Genomic DNA, 23421 nt, shown 5'->3' with positions numbered 1-23421 from the left:
GCCGCCGGCGGCCCGATGTGACACGTCAGCCCGCCCAGCCGCTGACCGGGTAGTCGACGTAGCCGCCCGCCTCCCCGGTGTAGTACGTCGCCGGATCGCCGGTCGCCAGCTCGCGGCCCAGGGCGAAGCGGGTGACGAGGTCGGGGTTGGCGATGAAGTGGGTGGCGTACGAGACGGCGTCGGCGAGTCCCGCCTCGATGACGGCGTTGCCGGACTCCTGGTCGAAGCCGTTGTTCGCGATCAGCGGGCCGTGGAACCGCTCCCGGTAGCGGGCGATCGCCGCGAGGTCGGGCCCGGCGCCGGGAGCGGCGGGGTCGGGCCCCCGCAGGTGGAGGTACGCCACGGGGTGGTGGTTCAGCTCCGACACCAGGGCGTCGTGGTCGGCCGGCGCCGCGGCGTCGGCCCGGAAGAGCTCTCCCGCCGTCCAGTAAGGCGACAGCCGGACCCCCACGCGGCGACCCTCCCAGGGCGCGGCGACCGCCTCGACGATCTCCAGCAGCAGGCGATGCCGGCCGGCCCGGTCACCGCCGTAGGAGTCCGTACGCCGGTTCAGCCGTGGGCTGAGGAACTGCGCGATCAGGAACGAACCCAGCGCACCGATCTCCACCCCGTCGAACCCCGCGCGCCGGGCGCGGGCCGAGGCGGCACCGAAGTCCGCGATCGTGGCCGCGATGTCGGCCGGGGTCATCTCCCGCGGGGTGACGGTGTCCCGGAACCCGCTCGCGGTGTAGGACCGCTGCCGCGGGTTGACCGCCGACGGCCCGGCGGGCAGCTCGCCGCCCAGGTGGTCGGGGTGCGAGGCGGCACCGGTGTGCCACAGCTGCACCGCGATGCGCCCGCCGAGGGCGTGCACGACGTCGGTGACCCGCCGCCAGCCGGCGACCTGCTCCTCGCGGTAGAGGCCGGGGACGTTGACGAAGCCGATCGCCCGCTCGCTCACCCAGGTCCCCTCGGTGATGATCAGTCCCGCGCCGGCCCGCTGCGCGTAATAGGCGGCGTGCAGTTCCGTCGGCACCAGCCCCTCGTTGGTCGCCCGGCCCCGCGTGGTCGGGGCCATCACCACGCGGTTGGGCAGGCGGAGGTCCCCGAGCTCCGTGCCGCGCAGCAGCGGCTGGACGTGGGGGGTGGTCAGGGTCGCGGTCATCGTTGTCACCTCGGTCGGTTCGGGTACGTCATGCAGTCGACGGAACCCGACGAGGAAAGGTGACCGATGGACGAGCAGCAGGGGCTCGCGGCACGGTTCGAGGCCCAGCGGAGCCGGCTGCGCGCCGTCGCCTACCGCATGCTCGGCTCGCCCACCGAGGCGGAGGACGCCGTGCAGGAGACCTGGCTGCGGCTCGCCCGCACCGACGACGCCCGGGTCGACAACCTGCCCGCCTGGCTGACCACCGTCGTCTCCCGGGTCTGCCTCGACATGCTGCGCGCCCGCACCGCACGACGGGAGGAGCTGACCGGGCAGGAGCTGCCGGAGCGGGCCCCGGACGCCGGCGACGGGAGCGACCCCGAACACGAGGCGTTCCTGGTCGACGCGGTCGGCCGGGCGCTGCTGGTGGTCCTGGACACGCTGGCCCCGGCCGAGCGGGTCGCGTTCGTCCTGCACGACCTGTTCGCGGTGCCGTTCGACCGGATCGCCCCCATCGTGGAGCGCACGCCGGTCACCACCAAGAAGCTCGCCAGCCGCGCCCGCCACAAGGTGCGGGGCACCCCCGCGGTGCCCGCCGCCGAGCTGAACCGGCAGCGGAGGGTCGTCGAGGCGTTCCTCGCCGCCGCCCGCGGTGGCGATCTGGGCGAGCTGCTCGCGGTGCTCGCCCCCGACGTCGTACGCCGGGTCGATCCCGCCGCACTGCGGGCGGGCGGGGCCGCCGAACTCCGCGGGGCGCGGGCGGTGGCCGAGGAGACGGTGCTGCTCGCCCGCAACGCGCGGTTCGCCGCACCGGCGCTGGTCGACGGCACCGTGGGGCTGGTCGTGGCCCCGCACGGCCGGCTGCTGTTCGCGCTCACCGTCACCACCGAGGACGGGCGGGTCACCGCCTATGACGTGATCGCCGACCCCGCCCGCCTCCGGGGACTGGATCTCGCCGTCCTGGACGGGTGACCCGCTGCCCGGCCACCCGGCCGGACCGCAGCCTAGGCTCGGGGGCATGACTGCTTTTTTACCGCTGCTGCTCCTCGCCGGCGGCCTCGTCGTGGTGCTGGCCTGCCTGGCGTGGCTGGCGAGGTACGTGCGCCGGCGCGGGGCGGCCGGCGCCGGCATCGGGGCGGCCATGGCCGCGTACGACGAGGCGTTCCGGGTGACCGCGCACGAGTCCCACCACGAGATCCGGGCACAAGCCGAACGCAAGGCGCCGCTGCTGTCGCCCGACGATCACTGGCGGCCGGGCGACGGGCCGGCCGGCCGTCCGGGCGCGGGCCGGCGGCGGCCGCTGCCGGCGCCCCGGCGCGGCCGGGGAGGGCTTCGGCGCCTGGCGCGGCGGGTCCGGCGCGGCCGGTGAGCGGGCCGGGCGGGCGGCGCGGGAGTCCGGGTGTGACCTGACCGGGGAAGTCAGGGCATGACCCGGCCGCGACGATGTACTAGAGTTATCTCGACATCGAGATATCTGCCGAGGCGCACCGCAGCCGCGCTGCATCATCGGTCCGGCGGTAAGGGTTACCTAACTTAGCCTTACCTTAGCGGATCGGCGACCCGTCGTGGCGGCAGGATGTGGTGGAACGCGCACATATATGAAGGAGACTGTCGTGTCGGCGAACAGCTTCGACGCCCGCAGCACGCTGCGCGTGGGCGACGAGTCGTACGAGATCTTCAGGCTGGACAAGGTCGAGGGCTCTGCTCGCCTTCCCTACAGCCTCAAGGTTCTTCTGGAGAACCTGCTCCGCACCGAGGACGGCGCGAACATCACCGCCGACCACATCCGGGCACTCGGTGGCTGGGACTCGCAGGCCCAGCCCAGCCAGGAGATCCAGTTCACGCCGGCCCGCGTGATCATGCAGGACTTCACCGGTGTGCCGTGCGTCGTGGACCTCGCGACCATGCGTGAGGCCGTGAAGGAGCTGGGCGGCGACCCGGCGAAGATCAACCCGCTGGCGCCGGCCGAGCTGGTCATCGACCACTCCGTGATCGCCGACAAGTTCGGTACGAAGGACGCCTTCGGCCAGAACGTCGAGCTGGAGTACGGCCGCAACAAGGAGCGCTACCAGTTCCTGCGCTGGGGCCAGACCGCCTTCGACGAGTTCAAGGTCGTCCCCCCGGGCACCGGCATCGTCCACCAGGTGAACATCGAGCACCTGGCCCGCACCGTCATGGTGCGCAACGGCCAGGCGTACCCCGACACCCTCGTCGGCACCGACTCGCACACCACGATGGTCAACGGCCTGGGCGTGCTGGGCTGGGGCGTCGGCGGCATCGAGGCCGAGGCCGCGATGCTCGGCCAGCCGGTCTCCATGCTCATCCCGCGCGTCGTCGGCTTCAAGCTGACCGGTGAGCTCAAGCCGGGCACCACCGCCACCGACCTCGTGCTCACCATCACCGAGATGCTGCGCAAGCACGGCGTCGTCGGCAAGTTCGTCGAGTTCTACGGTGAGGGCGTCGCCGCCACCTCGCTCGCCAACCGCGCCACCATCGGCAACATGTCGCCGGAGTTCGGCTCCACCGCCGCGATCTTCCCGATCGACGACGAGACGCTGAAGTACCTGAAGCTGACGGGCCGCGACGAGCAGCAGGTCGCGCTGGTCGAGGCGTACGCCAAGGAGCAGGGTCTCTGGCTCGACCCGGCCGCCGAGCCCGACTTCTCCGAGAAGCTGGAGCTGGACCTGTCGACGGTCGTCCCGTCGATCGCCGGCCCGAAGCGTCCGCAGGACCGCATCGTCCTGGCCAACGCCGCCGAGCAGTTCAAGATCGACGTCCGCAACTACGTCGACTCGGTCGACGAGGCGGGCCAGGAGTCCTTCCCGGCCTCCGACTCCCCGGCCGTCGCCCCGAACGGCGCCCCGTCCAACCCGGTCACCGTGACCGCCCCCGACGGCTCGACGTACGAGCTCGACCACGGCGCCGTCACCGTCGCCGCGATCACCTCCTGCACCAACACGTCGAACCCGTACGTGATGGTCGCCGCCGCGCTCGTCGCGAAGAAGGCCGTCGAGAAGGGCCTGACCCGCAAGCCGTGGGTCAAGACCACGCTCGCCCCGGGCTCGAAGGTCGTCACCGACTACTTCGACAAGGCCGGTCTCACCCCGTACCTCGACAAGGTCGGCTTCAACCTCGTCGGCTACGGCTGCACCACCTGCATCGGCAACTCCGGCCCGCTGCCGGAGGAGGTCTCCAAGGCCGTCAACGACCACGACCTCGCCGTCACCTCGGTCCTCTCCGGCAACCGGAACTTCGAGGGTCGCATCAACCCCGACGTCAAGATGAACTACCTGGCGTCCCCGCCGCTGGTCGTCGCGTACGCCCTCGCCGGTTCGATGAAGGTCGACATCACCAAGGACGCCCTTGGCGTCGACCAGGACGGCAAGCCGGTCCACCTCGAGGACATCTGGCCGACCGAGGCCGAGGTCAACGACGTCGTGGCGAACGCCATCGGCGAGGACATGTTCAACAAGTCCTACCAGGACGTCTTCGCGGGCGACGCGCAGTGGCAGGCGCTGTCGATCCCGACCGGCAACACCTTCGAGTGGGACGCCGAGTCGACCTACGTCCGCAAGCCCCCGTACTTCGAGGGCATGCAGCACGAGCCGGCCCCGGTCTCCGACATCTCCGGCGCCCGCGTCCTCGCCAAGCTGGGCGACTCGGTCACCACCGACCACATCTCCCCGGCCGGTGCGATCAAGGCCGACACCCCGGCCGGCAAGTACCTCACCGAGCACGGTGTGGAGCGTCGTGACTTCAACTCCTACGGCTCGCGCCGAGGCAACCACGAGGTCATGATCCGCGGTACGTTCGCCAACATCCGCCTGCGCAACCAGATCGCGCCGGGCACCGAGGGCGGCTACACCCGCGACTTCACCCAGGCCGACGCTCCGGTGTCGTTCATCTACGACGCCTCGCGCAACTACATCGAGCAGGGCATCCCGCTGGTCGTCCTGGCCGGCAAGGAGTACGGCTCCGGCTCGTCCCGCGACTGGGCCGCCAAGGGCACCGCGCTCCTGGGCGTCAAGGCCGTCATCGCCGAGTCCTACGAGCGCATCCACCGCTCGAACCTCATCGGCATGGGCGTGCTCCCGCTCCAGTTCCCGGAGGGCGCCAGCGCCCAGGCCCTCGGCCTGACCGGCGAGGAGACCTTCTCCTTCACCGGCGTCGAGGAGCTGAACAACGGCACCACGCCGCGCACGGTCAAGGTCACCACCGACACCGGCGTCGAGTTCGACGCGGTCGTCCGCATCGACACCCCCGGTGAGGCGGACTACTACCGCAACGGCGGCATCATGCAGTACGTGCTGCGCAGCCTCATCCGCAAGTAAGTCGTCCCCGCGACGCCGGACGGGCCGCACTCCCTCGACCGAGGGGGTGCGGCCCGTCCGCGTACCGGTGGCCGGACGGCCCCGCCGTCAGAACATCAGGCGGTAGCTGCCGAACGAGCCGTGCGCCTTGACGGGCTTGGCGTACGGAGCGGACTCCTTGCCGGTGCCCCGGTAGATGTACAGGGTGCCGTTGCCGGCGCGGGCCAGCAGATCGGCGATGCCGTCACGGTTCACATCGCCGCTGGAGTGCAGGTAGTTGTAGCCGTTCCAGCCGCCGCCGATCTTCTTGCGGGCGGCGAACGGCGTCGTGGCGTTGCCGGTGCCCTTGTAGAGCCAGAGCACCCCGGCCTTGTCCCTGGCCACGAGGTCGGCACGGCCGTCACCGGTGAGGTCGCCCTGGCCGGCGAGTTGGGTGTAGCCGCCCCAGCCGGCGCCGACGCGCACCCGCGGGGTCACCGTGCCGTCGGGACGGGCCAGGTAGACCCAGAGCACGCCCGCCTTGTCGACGGCGAGGATGTCCGACTCCTTGGCGCCCGCGACGTTGCCGGGGGAGAGGACCTTGGAGTAGATCTGCCAACCGCCGCCGATCCGGCGGGTCTTCACCGTGCCGTCGGCGCCGGTGTAGGTGAACGACAGCTTGCCGTCGTTCATCCAGTAGTAGGTGGCGTCGCCGTAGCCGTCCTTGTCGTTGTCGACCTGGGCCGCGGCCTTGAGGTACTTGAAGTCCCCGATGTCGTCGCCGTCGAAGATCTTGTCGCGGGGGCCGAAGTCCCCCGTGCGGTCCGGCGCGTACATGAAGAGGCTGCCGTCCCTCTCCACGCCGTCCAGGACGAAGAAGAACGGGGTGTTGTACACCGTTCCGGACGCCGCCGTGCCCCGGTCGGGGGTCGCCACCGCCGCGAGGCGGGAGGCGTCGGACGGCGTGGGGCTGTCGGCCAGCGCGGTGGCCGCGGCGGAACCCGCCAATGTCGTGGCGAGCGCAACGGCCGTGAGGCGGGCAAGGACGCGTCCGCGCCGACGGCCGAAGGGAAGTATCACCTGATGTCTCCCAGTATTCAGACAAGAGACGTGACGCGCCCCCATAGGGGACGCGTCACGTGATCAGCTGAATAGTTCCACAGGAACTCCACCAGTCAATCGGTTTACGGCGTTCCGAGCAGCTCGATCTCCGCCAGGGTGCCCGACGGGCCGTCGCTCACCAGGCGGTAGTGCCGGTACCGGCCGGGGTGGGCGATGCCGAACACCCGGGTCTGCCGGTCCCAGGTGAACTTCTCGCCGGAGCGGCGGTCCAGTTCCTGCCAGTGCCGGCCGTCGGCGGAACCCTCCAGCCGCCAGGCGGCGGGGGACGCGGCGCGGTCGGCCGAGGTCAGGGTGTACGACGCGACCCGGGCGGGACCGGAGAGGTCGGCTGCGGCGGTGGTGAACGCGGCAGAGGTGTCCGAGGTGTTGTCGAAGAGCGGCCCGGCGGCCGGGTCGGACACATCGGCCGGCGGCGTGGGCACCTTGTCGTCCTTGGTGAGCGAGGTCGGGGCGGCGCCCGGGCCGCTGCCCCAGGCGGACGGCTCGGGGCCCATGGTGAATTCCAGGGTGCCGCCGCCGGCCAGCAGCCGGTGCGGCAGCGCGGTGGAATTCCACGGCTTTCCGTTGAACCGGAGCCCCTGGACGTAGATGTTCCGCGCGCTGTTGCGGGGCGCCTCGATGGTGAGGTCCCGGCCGTTCTCCAGGTGGACGGTGGCCTTCGTGAACAGCGGTGAACCGACCGCGTATTCACCCTGTCCCATCACCAGCGGGTAGAAGCCGAGCGAGCTGAAGACGTACCACGCGGACATCTCGCCGTTGTCCTCGTCGCCCGGATAGCCCTGGCCGATCTCGCTGCCGAGATAGAGCCGGGAGAGCGCCTCACGGACCTTCTCCTGGGTCTTCCAGGGCTGCCCCGCCGCGTCGTAGGTGTAGGCGATGTGGTGCGAGGGCTGGTTGCTGTGCCCGTACATGCCCATACGGGTGTCGCGCGCCTCGGTCATTTCATGGATCACACCGCCGTAGGAGCCGGCGAATTCCTTGGCGGCGGTTTCCGGCGTGGAGAAGTAGGCGTCCAGCTTCTTGGCCAGACCGGCCCGGCCGCCGTAGAGGTTGGCCAGCCCGCGGGTGTCCTGCGGCGCGGTGAAGGCGAAGGTCCAGGCGTTGGTCTCGGTGTAGTCGTTGCCCCAGACGCGCGGGTCGAACCGGTCCGGGGAAAGGCGCCAGTTGCCCCGGGCGTCCTTGCCCTGGAAGAAGCCGACCTTGTCGTCGAAGAGCTTGACGTAGTTCTGGGCCCGGCCCAGGAAATACGCCGACTCCTCCTTGTAACGGGGCTTTTTGGTCTTCTCGTACAGTGCCTGGCCCATACGGGCGATGCCGAAGTCGTTGAGATAGCCCTCCAGCGCCCATGACATGCCCTCATGGGTGTCGGTGCTGGTATAGCCGAGGAAGGGGGAGGTGGTCATGCCCTTACGGCCGACACCGGAGTTCGGCGGGGCGACGGTGGCGTTCTTGACGGCCGCGTCATAAGCCGCCTCCGCATCGAAGCGCACACCCTTGACATAGGCGTCGGCAAAGGCCACATCGGAGCTCGTACCGGTCATCAGGTCCGCATAGCCGGGCGACGACCAACGCGAGATCCAGCCGCCGTCCTTGTACTGCTGGACGAATCCGTCGACCATCTTCCCGGCCCGCTTCGGGGTGAGCAGCGAATAGGCGGGCCACGTCGTCCGGTAGGTGTCCCAGAAGCCGTTGTTGACGTAGATCTCCCCGTCGACGATCTTCGAACCGGTCCGCGTCGGGGTGTCCTCACCGGTCTGCGGCGAGAACGGGCTGGCGTAGCGGCCGCGCGAACCGACCTTCTCGAAGCCGGAGTTCGGGTAGAGGTAGAGCCGGTAGAGGTTGGAGTAGAGGGTGGTGAGCTGGTCGCGGCTCGCGCCCTCCACCTCGATCCGTCCCAGCAGGTCGTCCCACTGCGCCTGCGCCCGCTTCTCGACGCCGGCGAAGGTCGCCCCGGCCGGGATCTCCCGGGCGAGGTTCGCCTTCGCCTGGTCGACGCTGATCAGCGAGGTGGCGATCCGCATGGTCACCGTGCGGTCGGCGCCCGGCTTGAAGCGGAGGTAGCCGGTGACCCCCTCCCCGTCCCCGCCCCCGCCGCCGGTGACCGGCGCGTCGAAGACGCCGTAGACGAAGAGCCGGGTGGCGCCGACGGACAGCCCGCTGCGGACGTCCGAGAAGCCGGTGACGACGCCGCGCGTGGTGTCGAGGCTCAGGCCGCCCTTGTCGTTGACGTTGTCGAAGATCAGGCTCGCCCGGTCGCCGGGGAAGGTGAAGCGCATCAGCGCGGCGTGGTCGGTCGGGGTGATCTCCGTCTTGAGCCCGTTGTCGAAGGTCACGCCGTAGTAGTGCGGCTTCGCGATCTCGTTCGCGTGGTGGAACGGCAGCGCCCGGCCGGTGCGCGAGGTGTCCGGGGTGCCGTCCGCGACGGACGGCATGACCTGGAACGTCTGCCGGTCGCCCATCCACGGGCTGGGTTCATGGCTGGCGCTGAACGCCTGGAGGGTGGGGAGGTTGTCGGCGTTGTTCTTCCGCGCGTACTCGTAGAGCCAGTCGGCGGAGCCCGCGTTGGTCACCGGGGTCCAGAAGTTGAAACCGTTGGGGACGGCGGTGGCGGGGAAGGTGTTGCCGCGCGAGAAACCGCCGCTGGAGAGGGTGCCGCGGGTGGTGACGGCATAGTCGGAGAGGTGCGCGAGCGGCTTCTCCAGGGGCTTGGGGCCGATGGTGACGTCATCGAGCCAGCCGCGGAAGGCCGGTGCGGTCGCGGGGGCCTTGGGTGCGTCGTAGGCGAGCAGGATCCGGTCGATCGTCTTGCCGGCCGCGACCGCGCCGATCCGCGACTCGCGGTTGTTCCACTGGTTGACGTACAGCGTCTTCGACGCGGCCTGGCCCTGCGGGGTGAGCGGGGCGCCGTGCTGGTCCACGGCCGGCAGCTCGCTGAGGTAGGTGCCGTCGGTGAAGGCGAGGTCGACGGCGACGTGCGTCGCGGGATAGGCCAGATCGGTTTTGGCCATCTCCGGAAAGAGTTTGTACGAGAGCGAAGTCGACCCGGTGACCGGCGTGTTGACGTCGAAGATCTTGTTGTACGAGTAGCCCCGGCCGCCCGCGGTGTGGGTGCCGGCGTAGCGCAGCGCGTGGCCGCCGGTGAAACCCGCGTGCGCCTTGGCGGTGGGGGAGTCGGCGGGACCGGTGTCGGGCCGGGTGGTCATGCCCGGGGCCGCAGGGGTGGTTTCCGGGGTGACGCCGGAGGTCTTCGGCCTGCCGTCGGGGCCGGTTTCGACGGTGTCGGTCCAGTCCGGCCGCGGGTCGCCGGACTCGAAGGAGGAGCTGAACTCCGTCTCGCCGGAGGGCTTTTGGGGCGGGGCGGCCCGGGCCGGGCCGGGGGCGGTGAGGACGAGCAGAGCGGCCGCCACGAGGGCGGCCGGGCGGGTGATCCCCCGCAGTGGACTGTGCCGGTGTCTGAGCCGCACGCGGTCCCTCTCAACCAGATTGACATCGTTGTCAGTTGAATGACGCCACGATAAACAGAGATAAGTAAGGGGGGTGGGGACTTTGGTGTCAAGGGTGTCGCTGCGATCGATGGGCCGGCCGTGTCCCCGGGTGATCCGGCGGGGTGACGGCGGGTAGATCCCCCGCATGTCGGGGAGGTCTCAACTAGGGAAAGACTGCCGTCCAACCCTGCATTCGATCTTGCCCCTGCTACGGGAAGTGGACTATACCTGTCGGCGTCCGAGCGGCCGTACGACCCAGGTCGCGGGGAACCGGGGGGAAGATGCGGAACGCGTGAATCCGCCGCATTTCTCCAGCGCGCCCGGTGCACATCCCGTACAACTCAGCTTCATCTGACCCGCGGTGCCGGGGTGGCTCCGGTACACCGCCTGAGTCCTGAAGAAGGCGAGGACTTGAGCATGGGATCCACCTCAGAATTCAACCGTCGTGATCTGGTCAAGCGGGCCGCGGCCCTGGGCATCATCGCCGTACCGGCAATGGGAACGCTCTCGGCGTGTGCCACCGGAGGCGGCGGCGGGGACGCGGACAACGGCACCAAGAACAAGGGCGCGACCTCGGCGAAGAACCCGCTCGGTGTGAAAAAGGGCGTCGCGATGGAGGCGTTCATCTTCAAGGGCGGACTGGGGGACCAGTACGCGAAGGACGCCGAGGCCGACTACAACAAGACCTATGGCGTCACGGTCAAGCACACCGGTACCCAGCAGGTCGGCCCGAAGCTTCAGCCGCGTTTCGCCGGCGGCAATCCCCCGGACCTCATCGACAACTCCGGGGCCGATCACCTGGACATGAACAAGCTGTCCGCACAGGGCCAGTTGCAGGACCTGACGCCACTCCTCGATGCGCCGTCGCTGGACGACCCGAAGAAGAAGGTCCGGGACACGCTCTACCCCAGCACCCTGGAAAAGGGCAAGCACAAGGACGCGTTCGACGTTCTCTACTACGCGTTCACCGTCTACGGCTCCTGGTATTCCAACAAGCTGCTGAAGGACAAGGGCTGGGAGTACCCGGCCTCGCTGGACGACATGGTCAAGCTCTGCGCCGAGATCAAGAAGGCGGGCGTCGCGCCCTGGACCTACCCGGGCAAGTACCCCTACTACGTCCACTTCAATTTGTTCTCGCAGATCGCCAAGATCGGCGGGCTCGACAAGTGGATCGCCATCGACAATCTGGAACCCAAGGCGTGGACCTCGAACGACGCGGTCAAGCAGGTCGTCGAGCACTATGAGGAACTGGCCGCCAAGGGCTACTTCCTCCAGGGCAGCCAGGGCCTGACGCACATTCAGTCGCAGACCGCCTGGACCCGCGGCAAGGCCGTCTTCATCCCCAACGGCTCGTGGGTGGAGAACGAGGCCGCGCCGACCACGCCCAAGGACTTCGACATGGCCGTCGGCCCGCTGTTCAACGGCGGCAGCGGCGACAAGATGCCGCACGGCACCGTACGCGCGGAGCCCAGCGAGCCCTTCATCGTGGCCAAGGGCGGCAAGAACCCGGTCGGCGGAATGGAAATGCTGCGCATTCTGCTGTCCAAGAAGCACTCGCAGAATTTCGCGACGAAGGTCAAATCGCTCACCTCCGTGCAGGGCGCGACCGACGGAATGCAGCTCTCGCCCGGTCTCTCCTCGGCCGCCAAGGTCGTCAAGGAGGGTGGCCAGAACCTGCTCATGATCCAGTTGCAGGAGTGGTACCCGAAGCTGACGGACGAGAAGCTGGGCGGACTCACCAGTCAGCTGCTGACCGGTGACCTGAAGGCCGCGGAGTGGATCAAGAAGGCCCAGCAGTACGCGGACGAATTCGCCAAGGACGACTCCGTGACCAAGTTCCACCGCGAGGGCTGACCGAGCCGCCACCGCTCGACGAGGGAGGGCCGGGGAGCACCATGCGACACGGCAAGTACCGATTCATCGTGGGGTTCCTGGCCCTGCCTTTGCTGATCTACGCGATCTTCGTGATCTCACCGTTCGTCCAGGCATTCCAGATCTCGACCACGGAATGGAGTGGTCTGCGCGGCACCGCCAAGAGCATCGGTCTGGACAACTACGGAAAGCTGCTCCACAGCGACGAGTTCTGGAACGCCCTCAAGCACAACGTCATCATGCTGGTGCTGGTCCCGATCGCCACCCTGGCGCTGGGGCTGTTCTTCGCCTTCATGCTGAACGTCGGCGGACGGGCCCGCCGCGGCGCGGTCATCACCGGCGTCCGCGGGGCGTCCTTCTACAAATTCGTCTACTTCTTCCCGCAGGTCATCTCGATCACCATCATCTCGGTGATCTGGTTCAACATCTACAATCCCGACCCGCACGACGGCATGCTCAACTCGCTGCTCGGCTCCCTCGGTCTGGATTCGCTGCAGAGCTCCTGGCTCGGTGAGCGCAGCATCGCCCTGGCCTGCATCATGGTGGTGATGGTCTGGGCGAATGTCGGCTTCTACGTCGTGCTCTTCTCCGCCGCCATGGCCTCCATTCCCCGGGAGATCTACGAGGCGTCCCTGCTGGACGGCGCGAACCGCCTGCACACCTTCTTCCGGATCACCCTTCCGCTGCTGTGGGACACCGTGCAGACGGGCTGGGTCTATATGGGCATCATCGCGATGGACGCCTTCGCACTGGTGCAGATCATGTCGGTCAACATGGGCGGCCCGGACGGCGCCACCGACGTCGTACCGCTCCGGCTGTACCAAACCGCTTTCCGCGACAGCCAGTTCGGCTATGCGGCGGCGATGGGTGTCGCCATGCTCGTCGTCACGCTGTTGTTCGCCGTTCTCACGATGCGCTTCGCGCGCCGTGAGCGGATCGAGTTCTAGGGGCAGGGGCGCATGACGACACAAACCAACCCGGTGGAGAAGCTGCCGGCGGCCGGCGGGCAGCCCTCCGCCGGCCGGAAGAACGCCGGGACGTCCCGCGGGCGCGCCGAGGGCGGCGTACTCAATGTCTTCTCGCACGGCATGCTGGTCGTGTGGGCGCTGATGGTGGGCATGCCGCTGCTGTGGGTGCTGTGGAGCTCGTTCAAGAGCAGCGGCGACATTCTCACCACGCCCTGGTCGCTGCCGGACAAGCTGCACTTCGAGAACTGGGTCAATGCCTGGGACAAGGCGAACATCGGCAAGATGTTCCTCAACACCCTGATCGTGGTGGGTGGTTCGGTCACCGGCACGATGGTGCTCGGCTCCATGGCGGGTTACGTACTGGCGCGGTTCACCTTCCCCGGAAACCGCTTCATCTACTACCTGTTCGTCGCCGGCATGTCCTTCCCGGTCTTCATGCTGGTCATCCCGCTGTTCTTCGTGATGCGGGACTTCCCCGGCATTCCGCTGCTCGCCACGTACCAGGGCCTGATCGCGGTCTACATCGCCTATTCGCTGCCGTTCACCGTCTTCTTCATGACCTCCTTCTTCCGCACCCTGCCGAGCTCGGTGGCGGAGGCGGCGATGATCGACGGTGCCTCGCACGCCAGGACGTTCTTCCAGGTGATGCTGCCGATGGCCAAGCCCGGCCTGATCAGCGTCGGCATCTTCAACTTCCTGGGGCAGTGGAACCAGTACCTGCTCCCGATGGTCCTCAACCAGGACGAGGACAAGTACGTGTTGACCCAGGGCCTGGCCAACATCGCGCTCCAGCAGGGCTACGAGGGCGACTGGGGCGGGCTGATGGCCGGCATGATGATCGCGATGCTGCCGGTGCTGATCGTGTACTTCATCTTCCAGCGGCAGGTGCAGGCGGGACTGACGGCCGGCGCGATCAAGTAGGGCCGGGACCGCCGGCACGGGGCGCCGGTCGTCCCGCGCCGCCCCGGCACCTTCCTCCGGGCGCGTTCCACGCGTCCCCCGGGTCGGCTCCGCGGTGACGGAGCCGACCCGTCCCGGTTTCCCCACCGGCCGATCCGATCATGGGGGCTCAACGCCTTGACGAGACTTCCCGGCTGGCGTTCTGCTTAGAGTTCACATGTTGAATCGAGGGCCGCCCCCCGAAGGCGTGGGTGCGGCCGGTGGGCGGTCGTGGTACCTCCCCCAGCCGCTGCTGGGAGGTGCCCCGGGCCCCAGACGGGAGTGGATGAGTCGATGGAGACTCCGGGCTCGCAGTCCTCGCTGCACCGGGCCAATCTGGAGCGGGTCGTGCGCGCGGTGCGTATGGCGGGCTCACTCACACAGGCGGAGATCGCCCGGAGCACGGGGCTGTCCGCGGCCACCGTCTCCAATATCGTTCGCGAACTGAAGGACGGCGGGACCGTTGAGGTCACCCCGACCTCGGCCGGCGGACGGCGGGCGCGCAGCGTGTCGCTCTCCGGTGACGCGGGGATCGTCGTGGGCGTCGATTTCGGCCACTCCCACCTGCGGGTGGCGGTCGGCAACCTCGCCCACCAGGTGCTCGCCGAGGAGGCCGAGCCGATCGATGTGGACGCCTCGGCCGCCGAGGGCTTCGACCGGGCGGAAGTGCTGGTCAACCGGCTGATCGAGGCGATCGGCATCGGTCCGGGCAAGGTCATCGGCGTCGGCCTGGGCGTGCCGGGACCCATCGATGTGGAATCCGGGACGCTGGGCTCGACCGCGATCCTGCCGGGCTGGTCGGGGACGAACCCCGGCGAGGAGCTGTCCGGGCGCCTCGGGGTGCCGGTCCACGTCGACAACGACGCCAACCTCGGCGCGCTCGGCGAGCTGGTGTGGGGCGGCGGCCGCGGGGCCGCCGACCTGGCGTACATCAAGGTCGCCAGCGGTGTCGGCGCCGGCCTGGTGATCAGCGGGCAGATCTACCGCGGACCGGGCGGCACCGCGGGCGAGATCGGGCACATCACGCTGGACGAGTCCGGCCCGGTGTGCCGCTGCGGGAACCGCGGCTGCCTGGAGACCTTCACCGCGGCCCGGTACGTCCTGCCGCTGCTCCAGCCGAGTCACGGCCAGGACCTGACCATGGCGCGGGTGGTCCAGCTGGCCCGTGAGGGGGACCCGGGGTGCCGGCGAGTGATCGCGGACGTAGGACGTCATATCGGTAGCGGTGTGGCGAATCTGTGCAATCTGCTCAATCCCAGCCGAGTGGTGCTCGGCGGGGATCTCGCCGATGCCGGGGAGCTGGTGCTCGCGCCGATCCGGGAGTCGGTGTCGCGGTACGCGATCCCCAGCGCGGCACGGCAGTTGGGCATCGTCACCGGCACGCTCGGCGGCCGGGCCGAGGTGCTGGGCGCGCTGGCGCTGGTGCTGAGCGAGATGGGCGATTCGACCCTGCTCGGCGGCGTACAGGGCGTGGACGCACCCACCCCGGCATGAGCGCGCTGCGTTCACGCAGCTAACGCATGGCACCGTTGTCATCTCGTTAAGGATTTACTCCTTGACGGTCGGCTGGCGGCCGAGTTGACTTCCAGCCACCTCGGCCGCAACGACGCGGCCTCGTCAGGGAGGCAACCCCAATGAACGTTTGGACGCGTCGCGTCGTCATAGGCACCGCTGCTGTCTCGATGGCGCTCTCCGTGGCCGCCTGCGGCAAGGCCGGCGACGGAGCGAAGGCCGGCGGTGGCGACAACAAGACCATCGGCCTGCTCCTGCCGGAGAACAAGACCACGCGTTACGAGACCTTCGACCGTCCGCTGATGGAGGCGAAGATCAAGCAGCTGTGCAGCGACTGCACGGTCAAGTACAACAACGCGGCGCAGGAGACCGAGACCCAGAAGAAGCAGTTCGACGCGCTGATCACCCAGGGCGTGAAGGTGATCATTCTGGACGCGGTCGACTTCAAGGCGACCAAGTCGTGGGTGAACCAGGCCGCCAAGAAGGGCGTCAAGGTCATCGCCTACGACCGACTGGCCGAGGGCAATATTTCGGCCTATGTCTCCTACGACAACGAGAAGATCGGCCGCCTGCAGGGCCAGGCGCTGGTCAAGGCGCTCGGCGACAAGGCCAAGGACAGCAAGGTCGTCATGATCAACGGCTCGCCGACCGACCCGAACATGCCGTTCTTCAAGAAGGGCGCCCACAGCGTCCTCGACAAGCAGGTCAAGAAGATCGCGTACGAGCAGGACATCCCGGACTGGTCCTCGGACGAGGCCAACCGCAAGATGGGCGCGGCCCTCGACTCGCTCGGCAAGGACGGCTTCCAGGGCGTCTACTCCGGCAACGACGGCATGGCCGGCGGCATCATCACCGCCCTCAAGCAGAAGGGCGTCAAGGTCCCGGTCGGCGGCCAGGACGCCGAGCTGGCGGGCCTGCAGCGCCTCCTCAAGGGCGAGCAGGCGTTCACGATCTACAAGCAGATCAAGCCGCAGGCCGACTCCACCGCCGAGATCGCGGTCAAGCTGCTCAAGGGCGAGAAGATCGACTCCCTGACGTCCACCAAGGTCGACAGCCTCAGCGGCGAGGTCAAGGGCATCCCCGCGAAGCTCTACGACGCGCAGATCGTGACCAAGGACAACATCGCCTCCACGATCATCAAGGACAAGGTCTACACGGCGAGCCAGATCTGCACCGGCGACGTCAAGAAGGCATGCGAGGCGGCCGGCATCAAGTAAGGCCCCGGCCGCCGGCTCCCCGCCGCCGGCCCCCGGCCCCCCGGCCCCTTCCGGCCGCGGCCCGCGCCGCCCCGTCCCGGGCGCGGGCCGCCCGGCCACCCCACTTCGCAGAGCCCCCGCTCTTCGCACCACCATCCCCGCCGTTGTGACGGCGGCGAAGGAGATGATTCACGTGTCCGCTACGCCTGTGCTGGCGTTGCGCGGAGTCTCCAAGCGGTTCGGCGCCGTCCAAGCACTCACGGACGTCACCCTGGAGATCCACCCCGGTGAGGTGGTCGCCCTCGTGGGCGACAACGGCGCCGGCAAGTCCACCCTGGTCAAGACCATCTCGGGCGTCCACCCGGTCGACGACGGCACCCTCGAGTGGGAGGGCGAGGCGGTCCACATCAACAAGCCGCACGACGCCCAGCAGCTCGGCGTCGCCACCGTCTACCAGGACCTCGCGCTGTGCGACAACCTCGACGTGGTTGCCAACCTCTTCCTCGGCAACGAGACCCGCACCGTCGGTGTCCTGGACGAGATCGCCATGGAGAAGCGCGCCAAGGAGCTGCTGGACACGCTGTCCATCCGCATCCCCAGCGTCCGGATCCCGGTCGCCGCGCTCTCCGGAGGCCAGCGCCAGGTGGTGGCCATCGCCCGCGCGCTGATCGGTGACCCGAAGGTCGTCATCCTCGACGAGCCCACCGCCGCCCTCGGCGTCGAGCAGACCGCGCAGGTCCTCGACCTGGTCGAGCGGCTGCGGGAGCGCGGCCTGGGCGTCATCCTCATCAGCCACAACATGGCCGATGTGCAGGCCGTCGCGGACCGGGTCGCGGTGCTGCGGCTGGGCCGCAACAACGGTGTCTTCGACGTCGAGGGCACCTCCCACGAAGAGATCATCGCCGCGATCACCGGCGCCTCGGACAACGCCGTGACCCGCCGCAAGGCGCGCACGGACCAGGTGAAGAAGGAGGTCGGCGCGTGAGTGACCTCACCAAGCAGCCCGCCGACGAGGAGACCGCAGCGGCCGAAGGGGCCGCCGCCGACGCCCCTCAGCCCGCCGCCGACGCCACCCAGCCGGCCGCCGTCGACCCCCGGCTGCTCGTCCGCGAGCAGGGCTTCGCCGGCTACCTCAACGACTTCAAGCGCCGGGTGCGCGGCGGTGAGCTCGGCTCGCTGCCGGTCGTCATCGGCCTGATCGTCATCGCGGTCGTCTTCCAGCTCAAGAACAGCAGCTTCCTGTCCGCGGACAGCCTCGCGAACATCGGTGTCTACACCTCGGGCCTCGGCATCATGGCCGTCGGCATCGTGTTCGTACTGCTGCTCGGCGAGATCGACCTCTCCGTCGGTTCCGTCGCGGGCGTCGGCGCGGCCGTCTGGGCCGTGCTCAGCGTCACCCACGGCGTCAACGACTGGCTCGCGGTCCTGATCGCCGTCGTGGCGGGCGTGGCCATCGGCGCCCTGCACGGATTCTTTTTCGCCAAGATCGGTGTGCCGGCCTTCGTCGTCACCCTGGCCGGTTTCCTCGGCTGGAGCGGTCTGCAGATCTGGATGATGGGCAAGGAAGGCTCCATCAACACGCCCAGCGGCAGCGTGGTGGAGAACCTCACCGGCTACTACTTCGAGGACAAGGCCGCCGCGTACGGCCTCGCGCTGGTCGCGGTGCTCGCGTACGCCGCCTCCCAGCTGCTGGACAGCAAGCGCCGCAAGACCGCCGCGCTGCCCTCCCGGCCGATGAGCGAGATCCTGCTGCGCACCGGTGTGGTCGCGGTGCTCTCCTTCGTGGTCGCCTACGTCCTGAACGAGCCGGAAGGTGCCCGCGGCCTGCCGCTGGCGCTGGTCCTGTTCCTCGCGGTGCTGGTCATCGCCGATTTCGTGGTCCGCCGTACCTCCTACGGCCGGCAGATCTTCGCGGTCGGCGGCAACGCCGAGGCGGCCCGCCGGGCCGGCATCAACGTGAACAAGATCCGGATCAGCGTGTTCGCGATCTCCGGCATGCTCGCCGCCTTCGGCGGACTGTTCATCGCCAGCCTCTCCGGTGGCGCCACCAAGAACCTCGGTTCCGGCAACACCCTGATGAACGTCATCGCGGCGGCCGTCATCGGCGGCACCAGCCTCTTCGGCGGCCGCGGCAAGATCTGGTCCGCGCTGCTGGGCATGCTGGTCATCCAGTCCATCCAGCAGGGCCTCAACCTGCTCGGTATGGCCAGCGAGATCCAGTACATGATCACGGGCGCGGTGCTGCTCGCCGCCGTCGTGATCGACTCCGTGTCGCGGCGCACCCAGAAAACTGCTGGGCGCACCTGACCGCAGGCTGTCGTGCGACTGCGGCAGCGCCATGAGGCGCACCTGACCGCAGGCTGTCGTTCGGCTGCGGCAGCGCCATGGGGCGCACCTGACCGCAGGCTGTCGTGCGACTGCGGCAGCGCCGACGGACGACCTGACATCCCGGCCCCCGGGCGCGCCTGACCCGCGCCCGTAGCCCGTCCGACGGCACCGGCCCCCACCGGCTCGATCCGGTGGGGGCCGTCCGTGTGTGCGGCCGGGGCGCGGGCGGCCGAAAGCCGCTGTCACCCGAGTGACATACATCGCAAGGCCCGGGCGTCGCCGCAGCGGACGCAACATTAGACTCATCTGATCGGCAGGCTCGATCACAGCAGCAAGCTCGACGACACAGCAGCAAGGAGGCAGGGGTGGCGTTGCTTTCCCGCATCAGGGGACCGCGCGATCTGGACCGTCTGGGCCCGGAGCAGCTCGAGCAGCTGGCGGGGGAGATCCGTACCTTCCTTGTCGACGCGGTCTCCAAGACCGGCGGACACCTCGGGCCGAACCTCGGCGTGGTCGAGCTGACCATCGCCCTGCACCGGGTCTTCGACTCGCCCCACGACCGGGTCCTCTTCGACACCGGCCACCAGTCGTACGTGCACAAGCTGCTCACCGGCCGTCAGGACTTCTCCAGGCTGCGGGCCAAGGGCGGGCTGTCCGGCTACCCCTCGCGGGCGGAGTCGGCGCACGACGTCATCGAGAACAGTCATGCCTCGACGGTGCTGGGCTGGGCCGACGGTCTGGCGAAGGCGAACCAGGTGCGCGGCAAGGACGACCACGTCGTCGCCGTCATCGGTGACGGCGCGCTGACCGGCGGAATGGCCTGGGAGGCGCTGAACAACATCGCGGTCGCCAAGGACCGCCCGCTCGTCATCGTCGTCAACGACAACGAGCGCTCCTACGCGCCCACCATCGGCGGCCTGGCCAACCACCTCGCCACCCTGCGCACCACCGACGGCTACGAGCGCTTCCTCGCCCGCGGCAAGGACATCCTGGAGCGCACCCCAGTCGTCGGCAAACCCCTCTACGAGACGCTGCACGGCGCCAAGAAGGGCCTGAAGGACTTCATCGCCCCGCAGGGCATGTTCGAGGACCTGGGCCTGAAGTACGTCGGCCCGATCGACGGCCACGACCTGGTGGCCCTGGAGTCCGCGCTCCAGCGCGCCAAGCGCTTCGGCGGCCCGGTCATCGTGCACTGCCTCACCGAGAAGGGCCGCGGCTACAAGCCGGCCGAGCAGGACGAGGCGGACCGCTTCCACGGCATCGGGGTCATCCACCCGGACACCGGCCTTCCGGTGTCCGCCGGCGGCGCCAGCTGGACCTCCGTCTTCGGCGACGAGATGGTCAAGCTGGGCCAGGAGCGCGAGGACATCGTGGCGATCACCGCCGCGATGCTGCAGCCGGTGGGCCTGGGCAAGTTCGCCAAGGCGTTCCCGGACCGGGTCTACGACGTCGGCATCGCCGAGCAGCACGCGGCGACGTCCGCCGCGGGCCTGGCCACCGGCGGTCTGCACCCGGTCTTCGCGGTCTACGCCACCTTCCTCAACCGCGCCTTCGACCAGGTCCTCATGGACGTCGCGCTGCACAAGTGCGGCGTCACCTTCGTCCTCGACCGGGCCGGCGTGACCGGTGACGACGGCGCCTCGCACAACGGCATGTGGGACATGTCCCTCCTGCAGGTCGTCCCGGGGCTGCGGATCGCCGCGCCGCGCGACGCCGACCAGGTGCGCGCCCAGCTGCGCGAGGCCGTCGACGTCAAGGACGCGCCGACCGTCGTGCGCTACTCCAAGGGCAAGGTGGGGCCGGCCGTCGAGGCGGTGCGCCGGGTCGGCGGCATGGACGTGCTGCGCGAGCCCGCGGAGAGCGTCAAGCGGCCGGACGTGCTGCTGGTCTCCGTCGGCGCGCTCGCCCCGATGTGCCTGGAGATCGCCGGCCTCCTCGACAAGCAGGGCATCTCGACGACCGTCGTGGACCCGCGCTGGGTCAAGCCGGTCGACGAGGCGCTGCCCGGCCTGGCCGCCCGGCACCGCGTGGTGATCACCGTCGAGGACAACTCCCGTGCGGGTGGCGTCGGTTCGGCCGTCGCGCAGTCCCTGCGGGACGCCGGTGTGGACCTGCCGCTGCGTGACTTCGGCATCCCCGAGCGGTTCCTCGACCACGCCTCGCGCGCGGAGGTCATGGCGGAGATCGGGCTGACCGCCCCGGACATCGCCCGCCAGGTGACCGGCCTGGTCGCCAAGATCGACGGCCGGTACGACGACTCCGCGGACGCCTCCGGGACCGCCGACACCAAGGGCGCGGCGGAGCCGGCCGAGGTCGCCCGCGACTGATCGGCGCACGCCGGCGATGGGCCGGGCGGTCATCCGTACGGATGTTCCGCCCGGCCCATCGGCATACCGGTGACCACACTCCATCGGGTGAATCACCCCTGCCCGGAGGCCCGCCGAAGCTGACTGTTTCCCGACATTGCGGAGACTCGGTCAGTTCAGGAGAGTTGCGAGGGTCGTCCAGGCGGAGGTTCGCCCATGAGCACACAGCACGGCACACCACACCAATCACATCGCGATCGCGGTCTGTTCCGGACGAAAACGGTCGAACAGTCGATCCTGGACACCGAGGAACCGGAACACACACTCAAGAAGTCCCTGTCGGCGCTCGATCTCACCGTCTTCGGCGTCGGGGTCGTCATCGGCACCGGCATCTTCGTCCTCACCGGGAAGATCGCCAAGGAGCAGGCCGGGCCCGCCGTCGCGCTGGCCTTCGTCGTCGCCGGCGTGGTCTGCGCGCTGGCGGCGCTGTGCTACGCGGAGTTCGCCTCCACCGTTCCGGTCGCCGGATCGGCCTACACCTTCTCGTACGCCTCGCTGGGTGAACTGCCGGCCTGGATCATCGGCTGGGACCTCATCCTGGAACTCGCGCTGGGCTGCGCGGTGGTCGCCGTCGGCTGGTCCGGCTACATCCGCTCCCTGCTGGACACCGCCGGCTGGCACCTGCCGGGCGCCCTGGCCGGCACCCACGAGGGGCACGTCGGCTTCGACCTGCTCGCCTGCGTCCTGGTGCTGGCGCTGACCGCCATCCTCGTGCTCGGGATGAAGCTGTCCTCGCGGGTGACCGCGGTGGTCGTCGGGATCAAGGTCACCGTCGTCCTGCTGGTCATCATCGCCGGCTCCTTCCTGATCAGCGGAGCCAACTACGAGCCGTTCGTGCCGCCCAGCCGGCCCAGTGCGTCCGGCGGCGGGCTGGCCGCGCCACTCGCCGAGCTGATCTTCGGCTTCACCCCCTCCAACTTCGGCACCATGGGCATCTTCGCCGCGGCCGCCGTGGTGTTCTTCGCGTTCATCGGCTTCGACATCGTGGCCACCGCGGCCGAGGAGACCCGCAACCCGCAGCGCGACGTGCCGCGCGGCATCCTCGGCTCGCTGGCCATCTGCACGATCCTCTACGTCGCCGTGTCGATCGTCGTGACCGGCATGGAGAAGTACACCAGGCTCTCCACCGACGCGCCGCTCGCCGACGCCTTCAAGGACCTCGGGCACCCCTTCTTCGCGGATGTCATCAGCTTCGGCGCCGCCGTCGGACTGACCTCGGTCTGCATGATCCTGCTGCTCGGCCAGAGCCGGGTGTTCTTCGCGATGAGCCGGGACGGGCTGCTGCCGAGGGTCTTCTCGCGCGCCCACCCCACGTACGGCACGCCGTACCGGTCGACCATCGCACTGGGCGTCGTCGTTGCCGTGGTGTCCGGCTTCACCTCGATCGACGTACTGGCCGAACTGGTCAACATCGGCACGCTGTTCGCGTTCGTCGTGGTCGCCGTCGGCGTCATCCTGCTCCGCCGCTCCCGGCCCGATCTGCCGCGTTCCTTCCGCACCCCGTGGGTACCGGTGGTGCCGCTGCTGTCGGTGTGCGCGTCGGTGTGGCTGATGCTCAATCTGCCCGCCGAGACCTGGGTGCGGTTCGCGGTCTGGATGGTGGCCGGCTTCGGCGTCTACTTCGTGTACGGGCGGTCGCACAGCCGGCTCGGCCTCCGCGGCCGGCAGGCGGGCAAGGGCTGAGCCCGTACGCCCCCTCCGTTACACCCCTGACCGGCCCCGTACGCCATGGTGTGCGGGGCCGGCGCGTACCCGGGCGCCCTACGCCGTGTCGTCGCGCTGCCCGGCGCGCCCCTCGTGCCCGCCGCCCCCGCGCCCCCACACCGCCCGCGGCCCGGTCACCCGCGCGCCCAGCGCCTGCACCCGCTCGCGCAGCTCGCGGTCCGCGGTGACCACCAGGCAGTCCCGGTCGCGGCACTCCTGCGCCACCAGCTCCACGATCCGGTCGTCCCCGCTGCCGGCCGCCGGGACCACCCGTACGCCGTCGACGGACTGCACCGCGCGCGCCGCGCCCTCCACCACGAGCACCATCTCCAGGGGCGGTTCCACCAGGCCGGGAAGCCCGTCCGTGACGAAGCCGGGCAGCGCGTCGCGGAGTCGCTCCGCGGCGCCGTGCCGGTCCCGCCACCAGCCGTCGGGAACCGAGCCGACGACGTTCGCGGCATCGACGATGACCAAGGAATCCATGGCCCCACCCTGCCACGCCCGCGCACACGAAAAG

The 23421-nt window shown here is 69.4% G+C and carries 16 protein-coding genes; 12 read left to right on the top strand and 4 right to left on the bottom strand.

The window, feature by feature from the left end:
• Positions 1-25 precede the first annotated feature (25 nt).
• Positions 26-1144, bottom strand: a complete 1119-nt coding sequence (locus OO62_RS21500) for an alkene reductase (protein ID WP_033269146.1) — start codon at positions 1142-1144, stop codon at positions 26-28.
• Between the two features lie 66 nt (positions 1145-1210).
• Here OO62_RS21500 and OO62_RS21495 point away from each other — a divergent pair, with 66 nt between their 5' ends.
• The 3 genes from OO62_RS21495 (at position 1211) to acnA (ending at position 5454) form a co-directional block, all read left to right on the top strand.
• Complete coding sequence (locus tag OO62_RS21495) at positions 1211-2095, top strand: sigma-70 family RNA polymerase sigma factor (RefSeq protein ID WP_033269145.1); 885 nt, start codon at positions 1211-1213, stop codon at positions 2093-2095.
• Positions 2096-2141: 46 nt separating this feature from the next.
• Positions 2142-2492 carry a hypothetical protein gene (locus OO62_RS21490; protein WP_033269144.1) on the top strand — a complete coding sequence of 117 codons (351 nt, stop codon included), beginning with the start codon at positions 2142-2144 and terminating at the stop codon, positions 2490-2492.
• Positions 2493-2736: 244 nt separating this feature from the next.
• Positions 2737-5454 (top strand): aconitate hydratase AcnA, encoded by a 2718-nt coding sequence (acnA, locus tag OO62_RS21485; protein ID WP_033269201.1) that lies wholly within the window; start codon positions 2737-2739, stop codon positions 5452-5454.
• 87 nt (positions 5455-5541) lie between these two features.
• Here acnA and OO62_RS21480 read toward each other — a convergent pair whose 3' ends face one another.
• On the bottom strand, positions 5542-6492 hold the full coding sequence (locus OO62_RS21480) for an FG-GAP repeat domain-containing protein (protein WP_033269143.1): 951 nt from the start codon (positions 6490-6492) through the stop codon (positions 5542-5544).
• A 104-nt stretch (positions 6493-6596) separates the two neighbouring features.
• On the bottom strand, positions 6597-9998 hold the full coding sequence (locus OO62_RS21475) for a GH92 family glycosyl hydrolase (protein WP_078617300.1): 3402 nt from the start codon (positions 9996-9998) through the stop codon (positions 6597-6599).
• 438 nt (positions 9999-10436) lie between these two features.
• Between OO62_RS21475 and ngcE the strand changes: the two genes are divergently transcribed.
• The 9 genes from ngcE (at position 10437) to OO62_RS21430 (ending at position 22883) form a co-directional block, all read left to right on the top strand.
• On the top strand, positions 10437-11873 hold the full coding sequence (gene ngcE, locus OO62_RS21470; protein WP_033269142.1) for an N-acetylglucosamine/diacetylchitobiose ABC transporter substrate-binding protein: 1437 nt from the start codon (positions 10437-10439) through the stop codon (positions 11871-11873).
• A 41-nt stretch (positions 11874-11914) separates the two neighbouring features.
• Entirely contained in the window at positions 11915-12838 is a 924-nt protein-coding gene (locus tag OO62_RS21465) for a carbohydrate ABC transporter permease (protein WP_033269141.1), read from the top strand.
• 12 nt (positions 12839-12850) lie between these two features.
• Positions 12851-13780: a carbohydrate ABC transporter permease gene (locus tag OO62_RS21460; protein WP_033269140.1), complete on the top strand. Its 930-nt coding sequence runs from the start codon at positions 12851-12853 to the stop codon at positions 13778-13780.
• Positions 13781-14092: 312 nt separating this feature from the next.
• A complete protein-coding gene (locus tag OO62_RS21455) occupies positions 14093-15292 on the top strand; it encodes an ROK family transcriptional regulator (protein ID WP_033269139.1) in 1200 nt (399 codons plus the stop codon).
• A 140-nt stretch (positions 15293-15432) separates the two neighbouring features.
• A complete protein-coding gene (locus tag OO62_RS21450) occupies positions 15433-16527 on the top strand; it encodes a substrate-binding domain-containing protein (RefSeq protein ID WP_033269138.1) in 1095 nt (364 codons plus the stop codon).
• A gap of 163 nt (positions 16528-16690) precedes the next feature.
• A complete protein-coding gene (locus tag OO62_RS21445) occupies positions 16691-17491 on the top strand; it encodes an ATP-binding cassette domain-containing protein (RefSeq protein WP_077193766.1) in 801 nt (266 codons plus the stop codon).
• Positions 17488-18813 carry a sugar ABC transporter permease gene (locus tag OO62_RS21440; protein WP_033269136.1) on the top strand — a complete coding sequence of 442 codons (1326 nt, stop codon included), beginning with the start codon at positions 17488-17490 and terminating at the stop codon, positions 18811-18813. Before OO62_RS21445 ends, OO62_RS21440 begins: the two co-directional genes overlap by 4 nt.
• A 386-nt stretch (positions 18814-19199) precedes the next feature.
• Complete coding sequence (gene dxs / locus OO62_RS21435) at positions 19200-21161, top strand: 1-deoxy-D-xylulose-5-phosphate synthase (RefSeq protein WP_033269135.1); 1962 nt, start codon at positions 19200-19202, stop codon at positions 21159-21161.
• Between the two features lie 195 nt (positions 21162-21356).
• Entirely contained in the window at positions 21357-22883 is a 1527-nt protein-coding gene (locus tag OO62_RS21430) for an amino acid permease (RefSeq protein WP_051733488.1), read from the top strand.
• A 78-nt stretch (positions 22884-22961) separates the two neighbouring features.
• Here the strand turns inward: OO62_RS21430 and OO62_RS21425 are convergent, their stop codons facing one another.
• Positions 22962-23387, bottom strand: a complete 426-nt coding sequence (locus OO62_RS21425; RefSeq protein ID WP_033269134.1) for a PIN domain-containing protein — start codon at positions 23385-23387, stop codon at positions 22962-22964.
• Between the last annotated feature and the right edge of the window lie 34 nt (positions 23388-23421).

The organism is Streptomyces lydicus, assembly GCF_000717345.1.
In the GTDB taxonomy this organism is placed as follows: domain Bacteria; phylum Actinomycetota; class Actinomycetes; order Streptomycetales; family Streptomycetaceae; genus Streptomyces; species Streptomyces lydicus.
The sequence above is the reverse complement of the archived record's forward strand: the minus strand, read 5'-3'. Positions and strand labels throughout refer to the sequence as shown.

Bases quoted from the DNA above. Each gene is read 5' to 3' on its own strand.
- OO62_RS21455 (WP_033269139.1), top strand. From the start codon at position 14,093: ATGGAGACTCCGGGCTCGCAGTCCTCGCTGCACCGGGCCAATCTGGAG.
- OO62_RS21465 (WP_033269141.1), top strand. From the start codon at position 11,915: ATGCGACACGGCAAGTACCGATTCATCGTGGGGTTCCTGGCCCTGCCT.
- OO62_RS21430 (WP_051733488.1), top strand. From the start codon at position 21,357: ATGAGCACACAGCACGGCACACCACACCAATCACATCGCGATCGCGGT.
- OO62_RS21500 (WP_033269146.1), bottom strand. From the start codon at position 1,144: ATGACCGCGACCCTGACCACCCCCCACGTCCAGCCGCTGCTGCGCGGC.
- ngcE (WP_033269142.1), top strand. From the start codon at position 10,437: ATGGGATCCACCTCAGAATTCAACCGTCGTGATCTGGTCAAGCGGGCC.
- OO62_RS21450 (WP_033269138.1), top strand. From the start codon at position 15,433: ATGAACGTTTGGACGCGTCGCGTCGTCATAGGCACCGCTGCTGTCTCG.
- OO62_RS21490 (WP_033269144.1), top strand. From the start codon at position 2,142: ATGACTGCTTTTTTACCGCTGCTGCTCCTCGCCGGCGGCCTCGTCGTG.
- OO62_RS21495 (WP_033269145.1), top strand. From the start codon at position 1,211: ATGGACGAGCAGCAGGGGCTCGCGGCACGGTTCGAGGCCCAGCGGAGC.
- OO62_RS21445 (WP_077193766.1), top strand. From the start codon at position 16,691: ATGATTCACGTGTCCGCTACGCCTGTGCTGGCGTTGCGCGGAGTCTCC.
- OO62_RS21425 (WP_033269134.1), bottom strand. From the start codon at position 23,387: ATGGATTCCTTGGTCATCGTCGATGCCGCGAACGTCGTCGGCTCGGTT.
- OO62_RS21460 (WP_033269140.1), top strand. From the start codon at position 12,851: ATGACGACACAAACCAACCCGGTGGAGAAGCTGCCGGCGGCCGGCGGG.